General features: G+C 58.7%; 22 protein-coding genes and 1 pseudogene. 17 read left to right on the forward strand and 6 right to left on the reverse strand.

Annotation, left to right across the window (positions count from 1 at the left end; translation table 11 throughout):
• Window positions 1-9 precede the first annotated feature (9 nt).
• The 16 genes and pseudogenes from GSP01_RS06750 to GSP01_RS06820 form a co-directional block, all read left to right on the forward strand.
• Window positions 10-993 carry a hypothetical protein gene (locus GSP01_RS06750; protein ID WP_141352021.1) on the forward strand — a complete coding sequence of 328 codons (984 nt, stop codon included), beginning with the start codon at window positions 10-12 and terminating at the stop codon, window positions 991-993.
• A gap of 96 nt (window positions 994-1,089) precedes the next feature.
• Window positions 1,090-2,577, forward strand: a complete 1,488-nt coding sequence (locus GSP01_RS06755) for a phage tail protein (RefSeq protein ID WP_141352023.1) — start codon at window positions 1,090-1,092, stop codon at window positions 2,575-2,577.
• The gene (locus tag GSP01_RS06760) at window positions 2,578-3,003 is read left to right on the forward strand and encodes a hypothetical protein (RefSeq protein WP_141352025.1); all 426 of its coding nucleotides are present in this window, start codon (window positions 2,578-2,580) and stop codon (window positions 3,001-3,003) included.
• A 20-nt stretch (window positions 3,004-3,023) separates the two neighbouring features.
• Window positions 3,024-3,317, forward strand: coding sequence for a hypothetical protein (locus GSP01_RS06765; protein ID WP_237469065.1), 294 nt, complete (start codon window positions 3,024-3,026; stop codon window positions 3,315-3,317).
• A gap of 328 nt (window positions 3,318-3,645) precedes the next feature.
• Complete coding sequence (locus GSP01_RS06770; RefSeq protein ID WP_141352029.1) at window positions 3,646-4,347, forward strand: hypothetical protein; 702 nt, start codon at window positions 3,646-3,648, stop codon at window positions 4,345-4,347.
• Between the two features lie 18 nt (window positions 4,348-4,365).
• A complete protein-coding gene (locus GSP01_RS06775; RefSeq protein WP_141352031.1) occupies window positions 4,366-5,280 on the forward strand; it encodes a hypothetical protein in 915 nt (304 codons plus the stop codon).
• A 4-nt stretch (window positions 5,281-5,284) separates the two neighbouring features.
• Entirely contained in the window at window positions 5,285-5,497 is a 213-nt protein-coding gene (locus GSP01_RS06780) for a hypothetical protein (RefSeq protein WP_228123861.1), read from the forward strand.
• Entirely contained in the window at window positions 5,494-6,555 is a 1,062-nt protein-coding gene (locus GSP01_RS06785) for a hypothetical protein (protein WP_141352033.1), read from the forward strand. The genes GSP01_RS06780 and GSP01_RS06785 overlap by 4 nt, the downstream gene beginning before the upstream one ends.
• The gene (locus tag GSP01_RS06790) at window positions 6,552-7,175 is read left to right on the forward strand and encodes a baseplate assembly protein (protein WP_141352035.1); all 624 of its coding nucleotides are present in this window, start codon (window positions 6,552-6,554) and stop codon (window positions 7,173-7,175) included. The genes GSP01_RS06785 and GSP01_RS06790 overlap by 4 nt, the downstream gene beginning before the upstream one ends.
• A complete protein-coding gene (locus tag GSP01_RS06795) occupies window positions 7,172-7,531 on the forward strand; it encodes a phage tail protein (protein WP_141352037.1) in 360 nt (119 codons plus the stop codon). Before GSP01_RS06790 ends, GSP01_RS06795 begins: the two co-directional genes overlap by 4 nt.
• A 44-nt stretch (window positions 7,532-7,575) precedes the next feature.
• A complete protein-coding gene (locus GSP01_RS06800) occupies window positions 7,576-8,715 on the forward strand; it encodes a baseplate J/gp47 family protein (protein WP_141352039.1) in 1,140 nt (379 codons plus the stop codon).
• 42 nt (window positions 8,716-8,757) lie between these two features.
• The gene (locus tag GSP01_RS06805; RefSeq protein WP_141352041.1) at window positions 8,758-9,996 is read left to right on the forward strand and encodes a hypothetical protein; all 1,239 of its coding nucleotides are present in this window, start codon (window positions 8,758-8,760) and stop codon (window positions 9,994-9,996) included.
• Window positions 9,997-10,000: 4 nt separating this feature from the next.
• On the forward strand, window positions 10,001-10,687 hold the full coding sequence (locus GSP01_RS06810) for a hypothetical protein (protein ID WP_141352043.1): 687 nt from the start codon (window positions 10,001-10,003) through the stop codon (window positions 10,685-10,687).
• Window positions 10,687-11,943, forward strand: coding sequence for a glycine-rich domain-containing protein (locus GSP01_RS06815; RefSeq protein ID WP_141352045.1), 1,257 nt, complete (start codon window positions 10,687-10,689; stop codon window positions 11,941-11,943). Before GSP01_RS06810 ends, GSP01_RS06815 begins: the two co-directional genes overlap by 1 nt.
• A 90-nt stretch (window positions 11,944-12,033) precedes the next feature.
• Window positions 12,034-12,192 (forward strand): hypothetical protein, encoded by a 159-nt coding sequence (locus GSP01_RS15125; RefSeq protein WP_228123862.1) that lies wholly within the window; start codon window positions 12,034-12,036, stop codon window positions 12,190-12,192.
• Window positions 12,193-12,735 (forward strand): annotated as a pseudogene (locus tag GSP01_RS06820) (IS5/IS1182 family transposase); the annotation flags it as partial. It lies immediately after the preceding gene.
• A gap of 419 nt (window positions 12,736-13,154) precedes the next feature.
• Here the strand turns inward: GSP01_RS06820 and GSP01_RS06825 are convergent.
• From GSP01_RS06825 to GSP01_RS06850, 6 genes are all read right to left on the reverse strand, one after another.
• A complete protein-coding gene (locus GSP01_RS06825; protein WP_141352047.1) occupies window positions 13,155-13,973 on the reverse strand; it encodes a hypothetical protein in 819 nt (272 codons plus the stop codon).
• A gap of 19 nt (window positions 13,974-13,992) precedes the next feature.
• Window positions 13,993-14,952 (reverse strand): hypothetical protein, encoded by a 960-nt coding sequence (locus tag GSP01_RS06830; protein WP_141352049.1) that lies wholly within the window; start codon window positions 14,950-14,952, stop codon window positions 13,993-13,995.
• A complete protein-coding gene (hslO, locus tag GSP01_RS06835) occupies window positions 14,949-15,878 on the reverse strand; it encodes an Hsp33 family molecular chaperone HslO (RefSeq protein ID WP_167495486.1) in 930 nt (309 codons plus the stop codon). Before hslO ends, GSP01_RS06830 begins: the two co-directional genes overlap by 4 nt.
• Window positions 15,878-16,822, reverse strand: a complete 945-nt coding sequence (argF, locus tag GSP01_RS06840) for an ornithine carbamoyltransferase (RefSeq protein WP_255320878.1) — start codon at window positions 16,820-16,822, stop codon at window positions 15,878-15,880. Before argF ends, hslO begins: the two co-directional genes overlap by 1 nt.
• Window positions 16,819-18,015: an aspartate aminotransferase family protein gene (locus GSP01_RS06845; RefSeq protein WP_167495487.1), complete on the reverse strand. Its 1,197-nt coding sequence runs from the start codon at window positions 18,013-18,015 to the stop codon at window positions 16,819-16,821. Before GSP01_RS06845 ends, argF begins: the two co-directional genes overlap by 4 nt.
• A gap of 168 nt (window positions 18,016-18,183) precedes the next feature.
• Window positions 18,184-19,761, reverse strand: coding sequence for a D-aminopeptidase (locus GSP01_RS06850; RefSeq protein WP_141352055.1), 1,578 nt, complete (start codon window positions 19,759-19,761; stop codon window positions 18,184-18,186).
• A 65-nt stretch (window positions 19,762-19,826) separates the two neighbouring features.
• Here GSP01_RS06850 and GSP01_RS06855 point away from each other — a divergent pair, with 65 nt between their 5' ends.
• A complete protein-coding gene (locus GSP01_RS06855) occupies window positions 19,827-20,441 on the forward strand; it encodes a regulatory protein RecX (protein ID WP_141352057.1) in 615 nt (204 codons plus the stop codon).
• Window position 20,442 lies beyond the last annotated feature (1 nt).

A 20,442-nucleotide genomic window follows, 5' to 3' on the forward strand; every position in this document is an offset into this window, starting at 1 on the left:
AGGACAGGAATGACAGATGCCTCCAGGGTCGGGCTGGCGCTGGCCTATAACTGTGTGCAGGTCCTTTATCCGGATGGTCTTTCGGGAGCTTCGGTGACGGGACGGCAGGTGGTGCTGCGGCGGGGGTGGCTGTTGCCGAGCGATCTTTTCGCGGCGCAGAACATCCGTAACAACATCGATTTTGTCACGGTCACCATGGCGCCCCGGAAGATGCCGGAATGGGCGGAACCTCTGGGGCGGCCCTGGCGTGTGCAGCAGAAAGTCGAGCCTACGGTCGGTGTTGTGGTTACGGATGGGACGGTTGAGATCGTCTTTTCCGGAACATCCACGCCTACGGGTGTGGTGGCGGTCTGGCTGGATGATATGCCGCGTGGGGGCGCTCCTTCCGCAGCTTATGCGGTGACGGCGCAGGATACGCCCGCGACGGTTGCCGCGGCTCTGGCGGTTGCGCTGACGGGGGGGATGGCGAATGGTGCGATTGTCAGTGTGCCGGGTCGGGTCCTGAATGCTCATGCCGGTGGATATGGGCAGTCAGTTCGGGTGACGCGGCGGCAGGCGCAGCTTTATCGGGTTTCGATCTGGACTGCGGATGCGACGGCGCGAGAAATCTTGGCGTCCGTTCTGGATACGGCGCTGGCGGAGCAGAGCTGGATCAGTACTTTGGATGGGCGGGAGGCTCAGCTTCGGTTCCAGAGCGTGGAAGATGTCGACACGATGCAGAACGAGGCGTTGTATCGGCGGGATTATTTCTATGAGCTGGTTTTTGACACCCTTCAGGTGCAGTGGGCGTCCGAAATGCTGTGTGGCATCGGGGATCTGTCCGGAGAGGATGAGGTTGCAGCGTCTTTTGGTGTTCTGGCTCCTGGCGCCGCGAACCAGACGGTGACGGCGGCTCTGGATGCCATGCAGGCTGTGGTTGCGGCTCAGGCTGCCAGAACCGCTTATCCAGGGCTGGGGGTTGATCAGTTCGGGACAGTGGTCGCCGCTGCCTGAGGCAGAAGTTGAGTCAAGGGGCTGAAATTTTATCAGGAAAGCGGGCTGCTTCTACAGGAGGCGCCCGCTTTCTGCATTTTGGAGAGCGATCCGGGGATGTCTCTGGTCTATCAGGCGGGAACGTTGAATACCACGGCACTGACCGTGCCAAATCTTTATGTGCAGATTGCCCAGCCGCAGACGTTGGCCCTCGCGGGAGCATCGTCGTCGCAACTGGGTGTTGTGGGAACTGCGGGTTGGGGCCCTGTAGGGATGCCACTGCCGATCGGAGGTATGAGCGATTATGTCTCGGCGTTCGGTGCCAAACAGAACAAAACGACGGATGCGGGTCTGGCCGTTAATATTGCAGTGATGCAGGGGGCTTCGGCTTTCGTTGTTGTCCGTGTGACGGATGGGACGGACGTGGCGGCTTCCGGCACGCTGGATGGGGTGACGGTTCAGGCTGCCTGCACCGGCAGCGCTGGCAACGGGATCGTGGCTGCGGTGACGGCGACGGGTTCTGGCTATGCGCTGGCTGTCACGCATGCGGAGCTTGGGGCCGCGACGTATGCGGGGGCGGACTGGTCTACCATTGCCGCGGCTGTGACGCAGGATCTGGGTGCGCTGGTGAAGGTCGTCCTGCCGAAGACGGTGCCGGCTGTGGCTGCTGCTAGTGTGACGCTTGCTGGGGGTACGGATGGTGGTGTGCCGACGACGGCGCAGTTCCTGGGGCAGGACAGCACGGTGCGGAATGGCATGTATGCGCTGCGCGGGCAGGGTTGTGCGGTGGCGTTGCTGCATGGTGTGACGGATAGCACGTCCTATACGGCGCAGGCGGCTTTTGGGACGTCCGAAGGGGTCTATATGATCGCTGTCGGTCCGGCCTCCGATACGGTGACGAATGCGATTGCGGTTAAGGCTGCGAGTGGTCTGGATGCGCCTTCGGTCAAGCTTATGTTTGGTGACTGGCTGTGGTGGAATGATGACAGCAATGGTATGATGCTGGTTAGTCCGCAGGCTTTTGTGGGTGGCCGGTTGGTAGCCCTTTCGCCGGAGCAGTCCAGCCTGAACAAGGCGTTGTCGGGGATTGTGGGGAGCCAGAAGGCCGGGCTGACGGGGAGCAGCGCGACCTATTCCACGGCTGAACTGTCCGTGCTGTTCACGGCCGGAATTGACGTGATCTGCAATCCAGCGCCGGGTGGGACGTACTGGGCGGTGCGGTGTGGGCATAATTCGTCCAGCAAAAGCACCATGAATGGTGACAATTACACACGCTTGACGAACTACATTGCGTCTTCTCTTGCCGGTGGCATGGGCGGTTATGTTGGTGAGGTGATCAACGACACGCTGTTCAGTGATATCCGGTCGACGCTTCTGGGCTTTCTGTCGTCGCTGCTGTCGCAGGGTATTCTGGGTGTTCAGAATGGTGAGCTGCCGTACAGCGTGGTCTGTGATTCGAGTAACAATCCGCAGTCCCGAACGGCGCTGGGCTATGTGCAGGCGGATGTGGCGGTTCGCTACCAGGGCATCAACGAGAAATTCATCGTCAATCTGCAGGGCGGCGCGTCGGTTACTGTGTCTTCTGCGTCGGGGAGTGTTGGCTAAATGGCAAATCCATACAGCATTGGCCGGGATTGCCGGATTACCGTTTTGTGGAATGGTCAACGGGTTGATTTGAGGGATGTCACGTCCTTCAGTGCAGCTCAGGAAACGCAGGCCCTGCGTGCTAATCCGCTGAACGGGGTGCCGCTGGAGTTCAATGTTCCGAATGGCTGGCGGGGTGCGTTCCAGATTGCCCGTGCCAGTGCGGCACTGGATAATCTGGTGGCTGCTGTTGAGGCTGCTTACTGGAATGCCGGTACGGTCGGGAGCGGGACGATCTATCAGTACGTGACTGAACCGGATGGATCGACCAGTACCTGGGAATTCAGCAATGTCTCCATGCAGCTGAAGAGTGATCCCTGGCAGGCGGATCACATGATCCATCAGACGGTTCAGTTCTTTGCTTCTACGAGGACGAAGATTTCGTGAGTGATTTTCCGCAAGAAATTGTGTTGGCTGATAATCGGCGCCTGACGCTGCGTGAGATCGATCCGGCGGATATGTTGGACCTGATCGAGGCGGCGGGCAGTGCGATTAATGGCGCATCGGCAGCCGCCTGGCTTGGTTATGCGGAAATGATTTGTTCGGTGACGGCAATTGATGGCGTTCCGGTTCAGATGCCGCAGAGCAAGGACGAGATCCGTGATCTGGCGCGTCGGGTCGGGAAGGTCGGGATTGCCGCGCTGACGCCGTTGTTCGAGCGTGATGCGGATGAAGGCCTGCGGGACGTCGCAAAAAACTGAGTCGGCACTCCGGGTTTCAGGAGATGCTGTATCTGCTGGATCACGGGGTGCCGTGGGACGTATTGCGGGGGTGGTCGAGCGCGCGGCGTCTGGCCGCGTGTGTCATTACCGCAGAGCGGGAAGGGCACTGTTTTGACTGGGACATGATGGGTTATCGGGGAGAGATATGATGCGAGAGGACATCTGGCGGTCTCTTCTCTCGGCCGGGACTTTTTTTGTCTCTTCTTCCAGAGGGCTGGCGTGGACGCATCGGTCGTTTCCGGTTGCAGCTGTGCCTCGGTTGAAAAAACCGGTTGGGATTGTGCCATCTCCCATCAGGAAGCTTGTGGTGTCTGAGAGTACGGTACGGGGTGGCGGCTTTCAAAGAAAAGAGGGCATCCAGGAAATTGCACCTGTTCGAAAATCGGATGCAGTATTTCGTTCGGTGTTGTTTCCTGTGCGGAAAAAAGAGCGGGTGGTGCGGATCCTGCGACCAGATCTTCCGCTGTTGAAGCCTTTTTCCGAGGGTGCAGAAACAGCGGGAATACGTGTGGGTGTGCATAAATTTATTTCTTTTAAAAAACGATTTGGGCGACTGGATGTAAAATTGGGGCGGACTGTGGAAGCGCGGAAACGGGCTTCTGCTGATGTCGGACGAGTGACGATATCCCTCGGTCGGAGGGGAATCATCGAACGCATATCTCCTGTGGGTCGTAGCAGGCTTGGTACGGCGGGGATGTCTCCTGTTGTTCGCTGGACAGCAGTACGGGCGGATGAAAGTTCAATCTGTATTCCGCCAGTTTCGAGGCAGACTGTGCACGCGTCATCATCTAAAAGAGCCGGACGGGGACATGATGCGCTTCCAGCCTTTCCGGCGCTCCGGAATTATCACGACAGAAACACTGTGAGTGGTGATGCGGATCACGAGATGCGCTGCGATGATTTTTCGTTCGGTAATCGCAAGTCCCGTCTGGCGGCGCGACGTTCTGGCGGTGGCGTGGATGAAATCATGCAGCCTCAGTATCCGGGCCGAAGTATTGGATTTTTCTGACAGAGGAGATGTTCCCCGATGGGTATTGGTTTTTCCGATATCGAAAATGCCATTGGTGCCGTAGGACGGCTGGGATCATCATCTCCTGTCATACTGGGAAATCTGGTTCTGACGGGAATTGAAGTTCCCGATACGCTGCAGGTTGGCGGCCGGCAGATGCTGGTTGTGCATCGTCTTCCGGGGGGCAGGCGTGTTGTTGATGCGCTGGGTAACGATCCGGGGCGTCTGGAGCTGAAGGGGCGTTTTCTTGGTCCGGATGCGCAGATGCGGGCGCAGGCCGTTGAACGCATACGGATGGCAGGCCAGCAGGTCGCCTTTTCAGCGGCGGGTCTTTCTGTTCAGGTCTGGATCGCTCAGTTCTATTATGTCTATCAGGCAAAAGGTGCCGTCTGTTCCTATACGCTGGTTCTTGAGCGACCACAGGAAACAACGGCCGTACAGACTTCCCGTACCTTGTCCGGAATTCTGGGAGATGATGTCGGAAGCGCTCTCGACAGTTTTTCCAGCGTGGTTTCGGATGTTTCCGAAGGGGTTTTTACGGCTGTGGGACAGGTGTCTTCGGTTGTCGGACAGGTCATGCCGCTTGCGACGCTGGTGGGTGCTGGGGGGGTTGCTTCGAAGGTGACGGATGCTCTGGGGACGGTCAACGGCGTGGCGCAGAGTGGTATGAATCTCGCTACCGTGCCTTCTGCGCTGACCTCTGTTGCCGGAGGGCTGGAAAATGCGGGAAGTGGATTGCAATCCATTCTGACCGGAGCCGGGCAGAATGTTGAAGCCATTCAGCCGGTCAACAGTTTTTCACTGAACGTTTTGGGGCAGAACGCGGCGCTGCTGAGCGCTGCGGCCGATGCGGGCAGTCTGGTGAATCGTTCTGCGGCGAATGTTGCTGTGGCGCAGGGGCAATCGACGTCTCTGCCGTCCGTTATCGCGTGAGGACATGATGCAGGATATTATTGTCAGTGCTGCGGATATTTCCCTGTTTCATGTGGCCGCGCGGGAACTTGGGAATGCTTCTCAATGGTGGAGGATTGCGCAGGTCAACGGAATGACGGATCCGGATCTGGGATGGATTTCTGAAACTGTTATGCTCAAGGTGCCGGCGGTCGAGAGCGATTTGATATCGGGCTTGCCTGACGGAGTGTCGGAATGAGTGTCAGAAAACTGGAAGTCCAGGTTTTTTTTGATGGGCAGGTTGATCCGGTTCTGGCGCTTCTGCAGTTCGAGATTGATGCGAACCGGTATGAAGCCTGTGATGTCGCATCACTTCGTTTTGCCGTCAGGGGGCAGGCGCAGCAGGTTTTGTGGTTTGAAACGGAGCAGCCCGCTCGGAAATGGGTAATCCTTCAGATGCGCGATGCGCAGGGTGTTTCGTCTTCGTGGATTACGCTGTTTGAGGGGCAGATCGACCATATTGAATATGCGGCCGAGCATGCCGTTCTGGAAATGGAATGCCGGGATGCGTTGGCGGCGTTGATGGATCTGCGGATTCAGGATGCGTGGCTCAACCATACCCAGCAGGAATTGCTCGAAATCATGGCGCAGGCCGCAGGTTTGGATGCGGTGATTGCGCTCCCCTCTGATCAGGCGCCGCTTATGGCGGGTCAGTTCTGGCAGATCGAGCATAAGCGCGGTGCTCTCATGGGGCAGCATCGTTTTCAGACGGCCGCGGATCTTGCGTTCACCATTGCCCGGGATTCCTTTTGCGATCTTTACGCAAGTGGAGCATCTCTTGTTTGCCAGCCACTGGGCTCCTCTTCCGATGCGGGTGTGCAGGTGACAGACGTGCGGAACGCTGTTCTTGAAACCAGTGTTGCGCGGGATCTACAGCTTCTGTCTGGTGTGGTTGTGCACATGGCGTCGTGGGATTCCCGTCAGAGAAGTATGACGCAGATTTATTATGATGGCGTTTCATTTTCTCAGGATGCCCCGTCGGAAAATGCCAGTATCCATACCTTTCGTGTGCCAGGTCGTCGGCTGGACGAGTTGCAAAGGCTGGCGCGTGGTAAGCATGCACGTATTGTTGCGCATGCGTTGTCTGTGCGGATCAGGATTCCGGGTGTGCCGGGTATTGCGCCAAGAAATTACATGACTGTCGTAACGGGAAATGGAGAAAAGACCCTGGGGATTGAGCAGGTGATCTCCCGGTTTTCCGTGGAGCAGGGATTTGTTCAGCAGGTTGTTCTGAGGGATCGCGGAGGTGGGACATGAGTGATGCCCGTTTTGATGCGGCGGCCCTTCAAGGCAGGACGGCGCATACGATGTTTGGAATCGTCTCAGCTGTCGACCCCGTTAATCATGCCGTAAAGGTCCGGATCCAGCCTGAAAACGTGGAAACTGGCTGGCTTCCGGATGCTGGTGGGGTGCATGCGGGAGATCTGCGGATTGCGTGTCCGTCTTCTCTCGGCACGCATGTTGTTCTTCAGCCTGTTGAGGGAGATGGAGAGCATCTTGTTGTGACGGGATGTGTGTTTGACACGGTGGTGATGGCGCCTGTGTCTCCTCTGACGGGAGACGTCGCGCAGCCTGGCGAACTTCTGGTCAAAGGAGGGTGTGGTTATCCGCCGCTTTCCTCGTCAGGTGCTTCCGGGGCGACGTCTTCGAAGGCTGGCTGGTTGCATGTCGGACCTGTTGGTGTGGCAGTTGGTGCGGGAAATGCACGGATTGTTCTGAAGGATGGGGAAATCAGTCTTTCTGTTGCTGGGACAAACATGACTCTGACATCTTCCGGGTTGACGGTTTCGGGGGGGGATGTGCGTACGGATCAGCATTCGCTGAATGAGCATGTTCATCTGCTGGGAAGTCAGAAGACGGAAGGACCGCTTGGATGATCGCTCTTTCACATATTTTCGGGAACGATCTGGTGCTGACCTCCGGTACGCTGCAGACGGTCTCTGGCACGGAGTTGACGAGACAGAGTCTGTTGAGGCGTTTGCTGACTGTTCCCGGGAATTATATCTGGCAGCTGGATTATGGGGTGGGGCTGCCACTCATGGTCGGTCAGATCATTACACCGGAAGCGATGGAATCTGTCATCCGGGCGCAGGTTCAGGCAGATGCCGGGGTGGATTCATCACAGGCTGTAACAGTGACTGTGACGGATGAGAGCGGTGGTGTCTGCAGATGTGATGTGTCCTATGTCGATGCGGCATCCAGTCAGCAGCAGAGCCTGTCTTTTTCCTACTGAAATGATGAGAGCGGCACAGTATTGAACCGCTCCAAGAGGATGCGATGTCTCTCTCCTTACGTTCTTTCTCCACGACTGTTTCGGCAGCAGTGACAACAGCGCAGTCCTCATGTTCTCAACTGTTGGACGTTTCCATCGGATCGCCTGTGCGGGCGCTTATGGAAGGTGTCGGCGGTGTAGGATTGTGGTTGCAGTATTTGGTATTGCAGTCGTTGTTGCGGACTCGTCTGGCGACATCGACGGGGTCGGACTGTGACAGTTTCGTCAATGATTTTGGTATGATCCGTCTGCCTGGAACGCCAGCGACGGGGCTTGTGACGTTTACGTCCTTTACGGCCAACGAGCAGTCGGCGGTTGTTCCGCCGGGAGTGATCGTGCGGACTGTGGGGGGAATATCCTTTGTTGTGACGCAGGATCAGTCCTTGTCGACATGGTCCGCATCTGCCGGTGGATATGTTCGTGAAGCCGGTGCGACGACGCTGTCTGTGCCTGTTTCATGTCAGGTGGCGGGAACAGTCGGAAATGTCTCGGTCGGTGCGATCTGCCTGATGGGCACGGCGGTTTCAGGGCTGGATACCGTGACTAATACGGCTCCTTTCCTGAATGGTTCCGAACAGGAGACGGATAGTCAGCTGAGGGCACGTTTTCCGCTCTGGCTGGCGGCGAAGGCGTCTGCCAGTCGGGCCGCAGTGGGGAATGCCATTGCTAACGTACAGACGGATCTGAGTTATGCGCTCCGGGATGGTTTGGATGCGGCGGGTGTTGTGCGTAGCGGATACTTTATTGCTGTGGTCAATGACGGAAGTGGGGTGCCTTCGGATCAGCTGTTGTCGAATGTCTATGGGGTCATTGATTCTGTTCGGGCCCTGGGGGTTGGGTTTGGTGTGCAAGCGCCACAGGTTCTGACGGTGGATGTTTCCATGGATGTTGTGGTGCCGTCTTCCGTTTCGGTTCTGGCGGCGGCAAGCGCCATTCAGTCTGTCGTTTCGAAAGATATTGCCGCGATGACCGTCGGGGCCGGATATCCGTATAGTCGTCTTTCCTACCTGGCCTATGCGGGCGGGGGGATCTCCGTGACGTCAGTTCTGAATGTCCGTCTTAATGGAGGGCAGGCCGATATTCCCGCCAATGGCAATCAGGCGCTCGTGGTTGGAAGCATTCAGATCAATGTCACCCAGGGCTGAGGATCCCGAAGCTGGATCTATCGGCAGGGATGAGGAATTTTCATGGCGGTATTTAATACATATCCGAAACTCGAATCTCTGACGGGAGAAGAGGTCCTTGTTCTGGCGGATGCCAGCGGAACACGGACAGTGACGGCGACTGTAGCGCAGGTAATTGAGGCTCCTGTCAGCGTTTCGGCCAGTGGTCAATTCTATGCTGACAAGGGAGCGCAGGTAAAACGTTTTGCGGACCGGCTTCTGGTTGGTGTTGCGGCGGAAAATCCTGCTCTAAGTGACCGGGCCAGTTCTTCGGAAAATGACTGGTTGTCGGAAGCCATGGCGGCGACGTCCATTGGTCCATGGGCATTGCAGGATGCCCAGTGCGCGTCGGTTGCGCAGTTCGGTAACAGTGCGTTTGTTGCGGGGTCGCGGACGTCTGATGCGGTGATCGGCTCTTCGGTTCTGGGGTTCCAGCCAAGCTCCATCGGAGTGGCATCCTGGGGAATTTCCGACGATACGTCCAACCCTACTACCACGACCGCCTATGCCTATTATGGTGAAGCGTGGCGAATGGCAGGGGTGAATTACCAGCCGACTTTCGGAATGGAGCTTGAGGCAGTCAACTTCGGTGGCCTTGCGGTGGGTCAATCCACCCCTTATGCGCCCAATGTCGGTGGTGGCGTATATGGAATCCAACTTGGCGCAGGTGGGGGGCAGACGTCTGGGACGTCCGATGCTGCAGCAGGAATAGTATTTGTTGCCAATCCGAACTCTTGGCAGACGGGTATCGTTTTTGGCGCTCAGTCTCTGACGGGAACGGATGGGAAGGACTCGGGATATGCGTCTGCTGTGTCGCTGGCGCGAAATCATGCTGTCGAATGGCATACGCCTGAGAGTGTTTCTGGTGTGGCAGGTGCCAATGTGGGAGCATTTGTCCGTTCCACGGTGACGGAACGCACCAGTGGCACGCGACAGGAATTTACCAATGACGGAATCCTGTTTGGTAATATCGAGGGCGAAACACTCTTCTCGATTGCCGGCATGGCCAGCCCGACCAATGCTCTTCAGGTTCAGGCGGGAGCCGGGACGCAGGCAGCGGGTCTGTATGTGCAGGAAGGGACGGGAGGTTCCGGAAACCTAGGACTTTTCCCCGCAAACGGGGGCGAAATTCAGATCACGTCGCCGGTCACGGGAGCCGGAGGTACGATGCCGACTGTGGCAGATGGTGGTTTTCTTCATATTAACGTCAATGGTGCCGATTATCGTATTCCGCTGATGAGTCCTAGCCAGGCTGGGGGATGATCGGATGGGTATTCTCTATGACGAAGGTCGGGATATTCTCCGGGCATCGGATGGAAGCATCCTTTTCGATACGGGACCGGTTCCCGGTTCGATAGATGATTTCGCAGGCCGGCTCCGGCGGCTTTTGCCCAAGGGATGGTTTCCTGCGGACCCTCAGGGGCTGGATGAGGAAGCCGCACCAGTACTGGCGGCTCTTCTGCGCGGGTTTGGCACTGTCTTGGCTGGCATCTGGCAACTGATGCTGGAGTGTTCCCCCCAGATGCGTCTTGCGACGATGAGCGGCGCGTTTCTGGACATGGCTGCGGACGATTATTTCGGTGCAAGCGGTCTGGTCCGCCAAGCTTCCGAAACAGATACTGTCTATCGCAAACGCATCAGTGCCTCGTTGTTTGCCGAACGCAACACACGTCAGGCTGTGACGAATGCGATTGTTGCGGTGACCGGTGTGCAGCCGATTATCATTGAAACCCTGAATGCTTCTGACTGCCATGCCCTTGGCTGCGCGACGACACCTGCTCTGGGTGGGGGGTACGGTTATGGTGCGGGGGGCTTGCGTTACGGCAGTCTCCAGGGTGGTCAGTTCTTTGTGGAAACACAGTTGGGAAAGGCTGCAGATCTGGCGACAGTCTGCCGCGCTGTCGATCAGACGGCGGCCATGGGCGTTACCGGCTGGATCAAGGTGAAAAATTAATGGACCGGGCAATCGTTTATGCGGGATCCATCCCGCTCGACACGGATCTTCTGCAGGCCGGGCGTTATACCAAGGCCGCTTTCGGAAACCTGGCGTCTATGCTGTACGGTCCGAATGTCATGGCTGCGTCAGGACTGGGATATTCTGCATCCTCCAGCGATCTGAGCCTCACGGTTGAGGCGGGTTCGATTCTGGCACCGGGCGTCATCGACGCCACCAGTCTGGGCGGCAATGGCGGGGGGCTTGCGGCGGATACAACGGCTCTCACATGCCAGTATATCAGCACGGAGTCGCAGATCGTTACGATTCCGGGGAGTGGAAATACCTATACTGTTTATGCAGTCTGCTCCGAGCAGGATGTTGATCCAACCGTGTTGCCGTTTTTCAATGCCAGCAATCCGTCGCAGACGCAGGCAGGAATCCAGAATGACGGTGGCGCGCTGCCCGTGCGACGGGCAGGTGTGCTTTCTCTGGTGGCCGCGGCCAATCCGCCTTCCGCTCCTTCTGGCGGATGTGTTGTGGCGCTTTACACGATTGCGGTTCCACAGGGGGCGAGCAGCCTGTCAGGTGTGACTGTTCAGCCGGGACAGGTTTTCTGGCCGACCATCCCGGAATTGGCGACCCAGGCTCTCCTCAAGGCCTGCACAGAACCCATGACGCTGGTGACAGTCAATGGCTCGGTGCCTGTTCCGGCATGGGCATCCCGAGTAGAACTGCGTGTTATTGGCGGTGGCGGCGGTGGGGCTGCTTCTCAGTCGATGACGACCGCCGGTGCGTTTTCTGGTGCCGGTGGCGGCGGTGGGGGGGATGCCTGGGGTATCTATGCCGTCAGCCCTACACAGGGGAATGGTCTGGCGATTACTGTCGGAAGTGGCGGTGGGTCCGAGCAAACGGGCGGAACCTCCCTGGTGAGTTACAACGGGCAGACGCTACTACAGGCCGAAGGTGGACAGGGCGGAGCCTTTTATTCCACGATCGGATCTGCGGGCGGTGTGGGTGGCAATGCTTCTGGCGGCACGATCTGGAACCAGAGCGGAACCTCTGGTGGGGACGGGCAGTGTAACGCCTATACGTTCTCCGGATATGGTGGGGATGGCCCCTGGGGGGGGGCGGGACGTTGTGGCAACCAGGGGGGGCGCCTTGCAACGCGGTACGGCGCAGGCGGCGGCGGCTCCTATTCGGCGACGGCTGAGGGTGTGTCTTCCAATGGTGGGGCTGGGTATCAGGGCTGTGTGCTTTATCGTTTCCTGCCCTGAGACGGCATTATCTGCCATATCTGGTGGGCATGGTCTTGCTGAACTGTTTGACGGATTCTGCTGAAACAGGAGAGGTGTGTTGCCCCTGGCATGGCGGATGAAAGTCACGATATTGGTAATCTGGTGATCGGTTGTTTTGTGACTGATAGCGTGCAGGACGTTGTCGGTCAGTTTCTGTGTGCCGTGCAGAACAGCGGAACTCATGAAGCAGGCTCGTTTTTTTTTGATGCTGAAGAGCGGCTTGCGTGATTGAGTGGGCTTAGTGATCAGCTCGAAGCCTTTTCCCTGCATGTGGATTTTTGAAGTGTTTCGCCCTGCTCTGGAGAAGGATTTGACCTATTCAGACGGCAGTAAAGGCGGGCGGCTGCCGTTTTGATCAGGTGCCGATGTTCAGGAGCCTGACGATCCAGACGCTGAACAATCTGTCCAATGAACAGACGGAGTATCTGGTCAGCGACCATTGAAAGATTGTTTGACTGCTTTGACGCGTCCCTGCGAAACGCGGGCTATCTGCTAATCTCTGGACAGATCCTCGATGTCACACTGATAGCCACGCCAAAGCAGCGCAACACGATCACCGGGAAAGCGAATCTTCGAGAGGGACGGATCTCGCAAGTCTGGCAAGACAATTCGGCAAAGCTGTCCCACAAGGAGCGCCATGCGCGCTGGACACTGAAGTTCACCAAAGCAAAACGGCAGGATGATGGGACGATCCCGTCAACGGATCTTGCCATTCCGTTCTCTGGCTACAAATCCCATATTTCCATCGACCGGAAGTTCTGGTTCATCCAAATTGTCGGTATCATTCAGGTCACCATAAAAATCGGGCTGGCCAATATCGTCTACAACATTCGCCGCGTCCTCTGCCTGGAGCGGATCAGCGCCACAGCGCAGCTATCAAGCGGATAACAGCCCCCGATCTGTTCAGAACGCAGAGCGAAAGTGACACAAAGAACCGTCAATCAAATCGCTAAAACTAAAGATCAGAAACAAGGAACATCAACTAACGGTTCTTCGAATCCTCCATGTGGTTCCAAGAAGCCCTTTTACGAAACCGTGGCGAAACGGGCGGCCTTATGGGAGGCATAGGTTTCTCTGGATAATAGAAAATATGGAAACAGTCGTTTTACAAAAAGGATGCACTTTTCCTAACTGAGGCCGTCGCAGTACACACAGACACGTGCTCATCACAGCATGATGAAAGGCGTAAATTAGTGCGTTTGAGTGCTGTCTGTTGAGGGAAGCTTCAGTATTCCGGGCTGTGGCGAGTGCTGGGTGGCCGGTGCGGCTGTCGCCTCGGTGTCGGATCCTGTGGGGAAAATGGCGTCCGGTACGCTCGGCGCGGCAGCGGGTGTTGTCGCTTTTTCGGACGCGGTCGATCCCGCAGTAGTTTCTGTAGCAAGTGTCGGCGTCGTCGGAGTGGGTGCTGGTGCTGTCCCAGGTGCTCCAAGCGCCTGCTGCTGGATACCGCCATTGATGAGCGGAGTTCCGGCAGCATCCGTCATCCAGGAGAGGAGTTTCTTGCGGATCTGGAATTCCAGTTCCACGTTCATGTCCTGCATCATCTCGTTGGTAAGGGTATAGAGTTCTTTGCGCGAGGTCGGATCCCGATCTCCCGCATCCAGCTTGTGGGTGATGCGTGCATGCACGAAACCGGTATGCTGGTTACCGGCATCTGCGACGTTGAGTTGTACATCCATGGCGCCGGTTATCACGTTATCGCCTGCCCGGTTTAGATAGGCCTGCTTGATGATGAAGTCGGCCTTGCCGGAGGTACCGCTGGCTACCAGACGCTGGTTTGCCATGGCCTTCAGGGCCTGGTCCGGTGCAACAGGGGCTTTTGCGGATAATGAATCCGGCGCAGCGAGAGCTTCATCCTGCACGTCAATCGACGCTACGTTTAGATGGATCTGGGACAGATAGCTGTAATCGAGCGGAGGAAAGGTCTGGTTCGCATCTCCATCGGAGCATGCCGCCATGCCAAGAGACAGCACCAGAGCACTCAGACCAGTCCAGTAATGTACGCGCATATCCTGTCTCCTGAAGGCGCTACAGACGCCCGAAAAGGGACTTGAGTCGACTTTTTAGCCCCTGTCTAGATGCTTGAGGTGGAACTGCGGAAGCCGGTTGTGCCACTGGGAGCGACGAAGGAGCTGGCGCAGCCAGTGGAGGTGGAGAATTTTCTTCCGATGGTTTCGGGCGCAGGCCGGACGCCTGTCCGACGCCGAAATCCTCGGCCCTGAAGGGCCGCGCCTCTCGGATCAGCTCTGCATGTTCGGGATGGCGCGCATACCAGCTTAGGATCATCCCAGGGATCATCGCGCCGCCCGGATCATCACTGATAAGCAGCGGGGCATCGGGATAGTAGAAAGAGGGGCGAAGGGCTGGAAGAGTGTCGTTCCAGATCAGGTAGAAAACTGTATCGGCTTCTTGAAAACGGCTGACATTCAGGGAGCCCGTCTGGAACGTGATCTGTGCCAGCAGGGGGAGCGCCGTGAAGGGCGAAGAAACGATCAGCGGGCCATTTCCGCGCTGGGCAGCCAGCAGTGCCGTTATCCGGTTGGCGCCGATTTTGCGGCCGTTCGGACATGGCAGTGCCTCGCCGCTATCTGCATGGCCTGATGGCAGAAGAAGCGTATGCGGTGCGTATCCTTCAAGCCAGGAACCGGCAAGCTCGTTCACGGCAATTTCGGGCAGGGCGTCGCAGGAGGGGCCGGTCTTGTCGGGTAGGGGAGAGCCCAGCACTCCTGATGCCAGCGGCCAGAACACCGGATCCATGGTGGTCAGAAGGCGTTTCTGCAAGGAGGGATCAAGTGCCAGAACATGGCTGGCACGATAATTTTCGCCTTCAAGCCACCAGCAGGCTCGGCGGTTGGTGCTTGTTTCAGTAAACACCACAACGCTGAAATCATTCTCTAGAGGCGCCCGGCTGAGAGGCGCCCAGCCGGGATAAAGCTGCTCGACCGGAAAGCCATTGAGCTTTGCGTCATCAAGCAGGGGTAGAGTCATGCAGAGTGTGCTCCAAGTTCATCGCGCGTGAATCTGAAACCCACATTGCAGAATTCACAGTTCATCGTGATGGCGCCATTTTCGACCATGTGGTCGAGATCGTCATCGGGGAATGTCTCCAGAACGGACGCCAGCCTTGCCCGGTTGCATCGGCAGCCATACGCCAGCGCGCGTGGCGTGCCTACGCGGACGTCCAGCGTGCCGAAAAGCCGCTGGATCAGGCGCTCATTGGACAGGTCCGGGTCAAGGATTTCCTGCTCGGTCACCGTTCCGGCCAGCGTGCAGGCGGTTTCCCAGGCGTCCTCATCCTGTTCGGAAGTCTCGATCCCGCCTTCCGCTGCGATCCGTTCCAGAACTAGCGCTCCAGCCTTCCATCCGTCCGCCGATTTCGCACAGAACAGTCGGATCCAGCAGTCATGTTGCTCGCTGGTCTGGAAGTAGTTCACGGCCATGTCCGCCAGCGTCGTGCCGGTCAGATCCACGATCCCCTGATGCCGGTCCATGTCCGGTCCCTGGTCAATGGTGAACGCCATGTAGCCGTCTCCCAGAAGGCTCTTGGCCGTCTCAGGGAGGGCATCTCGGTCCGCATCGTCGCGCAGACGCGCGAAAAACCGCAGATCCCCGCTGTCTGTGGCATCCGTCACCAGCATTGAAACCGGCCCGTCGCCTTTGACCTGGAGGGAAAAGGCCCCCTTGAACTTCAGGGCCGACACCATGGCCGCCACGAGGGCCAGCGCTTCTCCCCCAAGCTGCGAAACCGCATCGGGATTGTCATGCCGCGACAGGATGGCATCTGCCAGAGGCCCAAGCCGCACCAGACGTCCCCGCACCGGGGAGCGTTCCAGATAGAAGGGCGTAACGCCGCCCGAGACGACCATGTTGGGAACGTCAGGCCGGTTCGTGTCCAGGAAGGGTGGTGTATCCATCAACTATTTTCTTTCCCAAGAGCCCAGAGTAGCAGGCCCTTCTGCGTGTGTAGGCGGTTTTCCGCCTCATCGAAGACAACGGACGTCTGGCCTTCAAAGACCTCCGGCGTTACTTCCTCTCCGATATGGGCAGGCAGGCAGTGCAGGAACAGGGCATCGGGCGCAGCTTTTGCCATCAGCGCCGTATCGACCTGATAGGGCTGGAATACCTTGAGGCGCGTTTCACGGTCTTTGTCACCCATGCTGACCCAGGTATCCGTCAGCACGGCATCAGCGCCCGCGACGGCTTCCGCAGGGTCGTGGAAAACCTCGATCGTCGCACCATGGGTGCGTGCCCACGCCACGGCGTCAGGGTTGGGCGCGAACCTTTCCGGTGTTGCCAGGCGGACATTGAAGCCGAGAAGGGCCGCGCCTTCCATCAGGGATGTCGCGACGTTGTTGCCGTCTCCGATCCAGGCCAGCGTTTTGCCGCGGATCGGCCCGCGATGTTCCTCGAACGTCAGGACATCCGCCAGAATCTGGATCGGATGGGAGACGGGCGTCAGGCCGTTGATGACCGGAACCGAGCTCCACTTCGCGAGTTCGCGCAGATTGGCGTCATTCCCGGTCCGCAGCACGATCACGTCCAGAAAGCGCGACAGGACGCGGGCCGTGTCGGCCACCGTCTCGCCCCGGCCAAGCTGCATGTCGCCCGGCGAAAGGACTGAAACGGACCCGCCAAGCTGCCCCATCCCGACCTCGAACGACACGCGGGTGCGCGTCGAAGGCTGGGCGAGGATCAGGCCGAGGGTACGGCCTTCCAGCGGGCGATCCGGATGCAGAGGCTGACGCCGCCCGTTCTGCATGGCCTTGACCTTCGCTGAAAGGTCGATGATCTGCCTGATGATTTCGGGGCTGAAATCGCGCAGATCCAGAAAGTGCCGGGGGGATGTTGTCGCGCTCACGATACTTTCTCCTGCGCGGCAGAGGCTTTCAGGGACAGGGCGGCCTTCAGCAGCCGCTCGCAGGCCTCACGGCATTCGGCTTCTGTGACGATCAGCGGCGGAACAAGACGCAGCACATTGTCCCCCGCGCCTACTGTCAGGAGTCCCTGATCCAGAACGGCCTGCATGACGTCAGCGACCGGCGGCACACAGTGCAGGCCGCGCATCAGTCCAAGACCGCGGACATTGTCGAAAACGCCTTCCGAGCGGCTGACAACGTCTTCCAGCATCTTGCCGAACGCGTCTCCGACCGTGCGGACATGCTCCAGAAAGTCGGGGCTCAGAATTTCTTCCAGAACGGTAACCCCGGCTGCGCAAGCCAGCGGATTGCCGCCAAAGGTCGTTCCGTGGGAGCCCGGTGTCAGGTGTCGCGCCAGCTCTTCCGTCGCAAGCACGGCGCCAAGCGGGAAGCCACCGCCGATGCCTTTGGCCACTGAAATCACGTCCGGACGGATGCCATACCATTCATGTGCAAATAGCTTGCCCGTCCGGCCAACGCCCGTCTGGACTTCATCAAAACCCAGATACAGCCCGTATTCGTCACAGACGGCGCGCAGCCCTTCCATGAACTCGCGCGTTGCGGGCTTAATGCCGCTCTCGCCCTGAACGGGCTCGACGATGATGCCCGCCGTGTGCGGCGTAATGGCCTCACGCAGCGTGTTGGTGTTGTTGAACGGCGCATGGTCGAACCCTTCCACCACAGGGCCAAAGCCCTTTTGATAGGCGGGATTGCCTGTCGCCGAGATCATGGCGAGCGTCCGGCCGTGGAAGGCCCCGTCAAAGCACAGGATGCTGGTCCGCTCCGGATGCCCGTTCTCGAACTGGGCGCGGCGGATCATCTTGACCATGCCTTCATTGGCCTCGGCGCCCGAATTGCAGAACAGCACGGAGTCCGCAAACGTGTTCTGCACCAGAAGTTCCGCCAGCGCCTCCGCCTGCGGAACCCGGTAAAGGTTCGAGACATGCATGACCTTCGCGGCCTGTTCCGCAATGGTTTTAACCAGTTTCGGATGGGCATGTCCCAGCGAAGTCACGGCAATGCCGGCCCCGAAATCCAGATATCGTCGCCCGTTCGTCGCCGTCAGCCAGACGCCTTCGCCCTGCTCGAAAGCGAGGTCGGCACGTTTGTAATTCGGCATCAGCGCGGGGATCATGATGGATCTCTGAATATCTGGTTGAAAACGAAACGGTTTATGCGGAATCGCAAAACCCTGCTCCGGTTGCCCGGAGCAGGGCTTCAAATTCCGCCCGTGCATAGTGAAGGGCAGAACGGGGTTCCGTCAAACCCCGGCGTGCCGGAATGTGGCGGTCAACCCGGCAGATCAGACCCGTTGATACGACAGATCCCGCGCCAGCCAGCACCCGACCCGCACTGCCGTCACGCTGCCGCCCTGCCGCTCGAATGCCAGGGTCCAGTCTCCGGGAGCCGTGTGATCGAGTGCGCGCGGGCAGGGCAGAACCCACACATCCTTTGCCAGACGCTGGAGCATTTCCATCCGTCCATCGCCCAGGATTCCCGAAAAGCCGCCATAAACCACGCCACCGGCCAGTGTGATGGTGACTTCGGCCTCGTCCAGTTCCTCGCAGCGATAGACGCCAGCCAGTTCGGCAATATCCTCGCCGGGAGTTTTGTCGCAGCGCGTGAGGATGCTCGTCCGGTTTTCGCCCGGACGTTCCACCACTATTTCCGGACTCTCCGTGGTTTCCTGCGCCTTTACGATGACCGATCCCCCTTCAGCTCGCGTTGTCGAAATCCCTTCCAGAGCCTCCGGCACCATCAGATAGCGCAGCGTTGCTCCACCGGTTGCAGGTTCGATTCGGGCCGACAGTCCCGTCTCCCGCTCCAGATAGGTCCCATACAGCGCGGTTGGAGGCTGCGTGCTGCGGTCCGACTCATAGGGAACGCCCAGAGCCGCTGCCAGAATCTGCGCCGCCGCAACCTGTGCTGCGCTCATGTGATTGAACATTACCACGACTGACAGACGCTCGGACGCGACGTGCAGTCGATGGGAGCGCCAGCCCCGCAACGCGCCGCCATGCATCGTCACATCCTGTCCGAACATCGTGCTGCGTTGCAGGCCAAATCCATAAGGCGCGGCCTGACCGTCGCTGAACGTCACCGGCGCGGTCAAACGCCGGTACAGACTGTCCGGCGCTTCACGTGTGGCATCAATGAACCGCTCCCAGGCGATCATGTCTTCCAGAGACGCCCCAAGCCCGGCATCTCCCGTCCAGATGACATTGTTGACCGCCGGGCGGAAACCGCTCTCCACGGTTCCTTCATAGCCGACTGTCCCATCCGGCATGGCACGCGTATCGGCGGCCAGAATGGCGCGTTCCATGCCCACCGGATTGAAAATGGATGTCTGGAGCAGTTCGGCAAAGTTGCGTTCTGTCCGGTCCTGAAGAATGTCGGAAATCAGCCGGAAATTCTGGTTTACATAGGAATAGGACGTGCCGGGCTGAAACTGGAGCGTCCGAGTTCCCTCAATGACACGCCGGGCCTCGCGGTCTCCGAAATCCCCTTCGATGGGCGCGCCATGCAGCATCGCTACGGCCCAGTAATCCCGCAGGCCCGACTGGTTATGCGCCAGATGCAGCATTCCCGGCGAAGGCTCGTCGAGCTGCGGCAGCCGCGCATCCACATCCGCGTCCAGCTCCGACGGATCGTCATACAGATCCAGCAGCGTGCCGCAGGTGAACTGTTTGGTGATGGAGCACATGCGAAACAGCGTGGAAGGCGTGAACGGAATGCGCCGCTCCACATTCGCATAGCCCCACCCATGCCGGACCAGAACCTCACCGTCCTTCAGAACGGCCACAGCCCCGCCTGGGCCGGGAAAGCAGGCAGGGAGGGCGGAGATGGCCGCTTCAACGCGGGTAAAAAGTGAATCACTCATGGATGGAATGATGGCTCCAGACCGTCTTGCCGTAAATGCCTTTCACCCGGCATAATTGTCCCATCATGGAGGACAATCCCGCCCCGCCCCCCGTTCCGGATGCCGCGTCCCTGCGTGAAGCCGCGCTGGCACATCTCGCCCGCTTTGCCACGACCGAACAGGGTCTGCGTCAGATGCTGGACCGTCGTCTGCGCCGCTGGGGCGTGCGTGCGTCGCATGCCGGTCTGCCGAACGAAGATATCGAATCCGCCATTGCTGGTCTCCGCCGCGCCATCGACGGAATCGTCACGTCCATGACTGATCTGGGCGCCGTGGACGATGCTGGGTTTGCCCGCAGCCGCGCCACGAGCCTGACCCGGACCGGTCGTTCCCGCCGTGCTGTGGAAGCGCATCTCGCCAACAAGGGGGTCGATCAGGAGACTGTACGCGACGCCCTTAACGACTCGCTGGGCGAACGCTCGGACAGCACCGCACGGGAAGCGGAACTCGCGGCCGCCCTCGTTCTGGCCCGCAAACGCCGCCTCGGCCCGTTCCAGAGGCCCGACCGTGAAGACGATGATCCCCTCAGGGGGCTTGGAGTTTTCGCCCGGAACGGCTTTTCACGCGATGTTGCGCAGAGCGTGCTCGACATGGACCCCGATGAGGCAGAAGACCGCATTATCGCCTTCCGGAGTCTGTGAG

It is taken from the genome of Gluconobacter sphaericus NBRC 12467 (assembly GCF_006539125.1).
Classification (GTDB): Bacteria; Pseudomonadota; Alphaproteobacteria; order Acetobacterales; family Acetobacteraceae; genus Gluconobacter; species Gluconobacter sphaericus.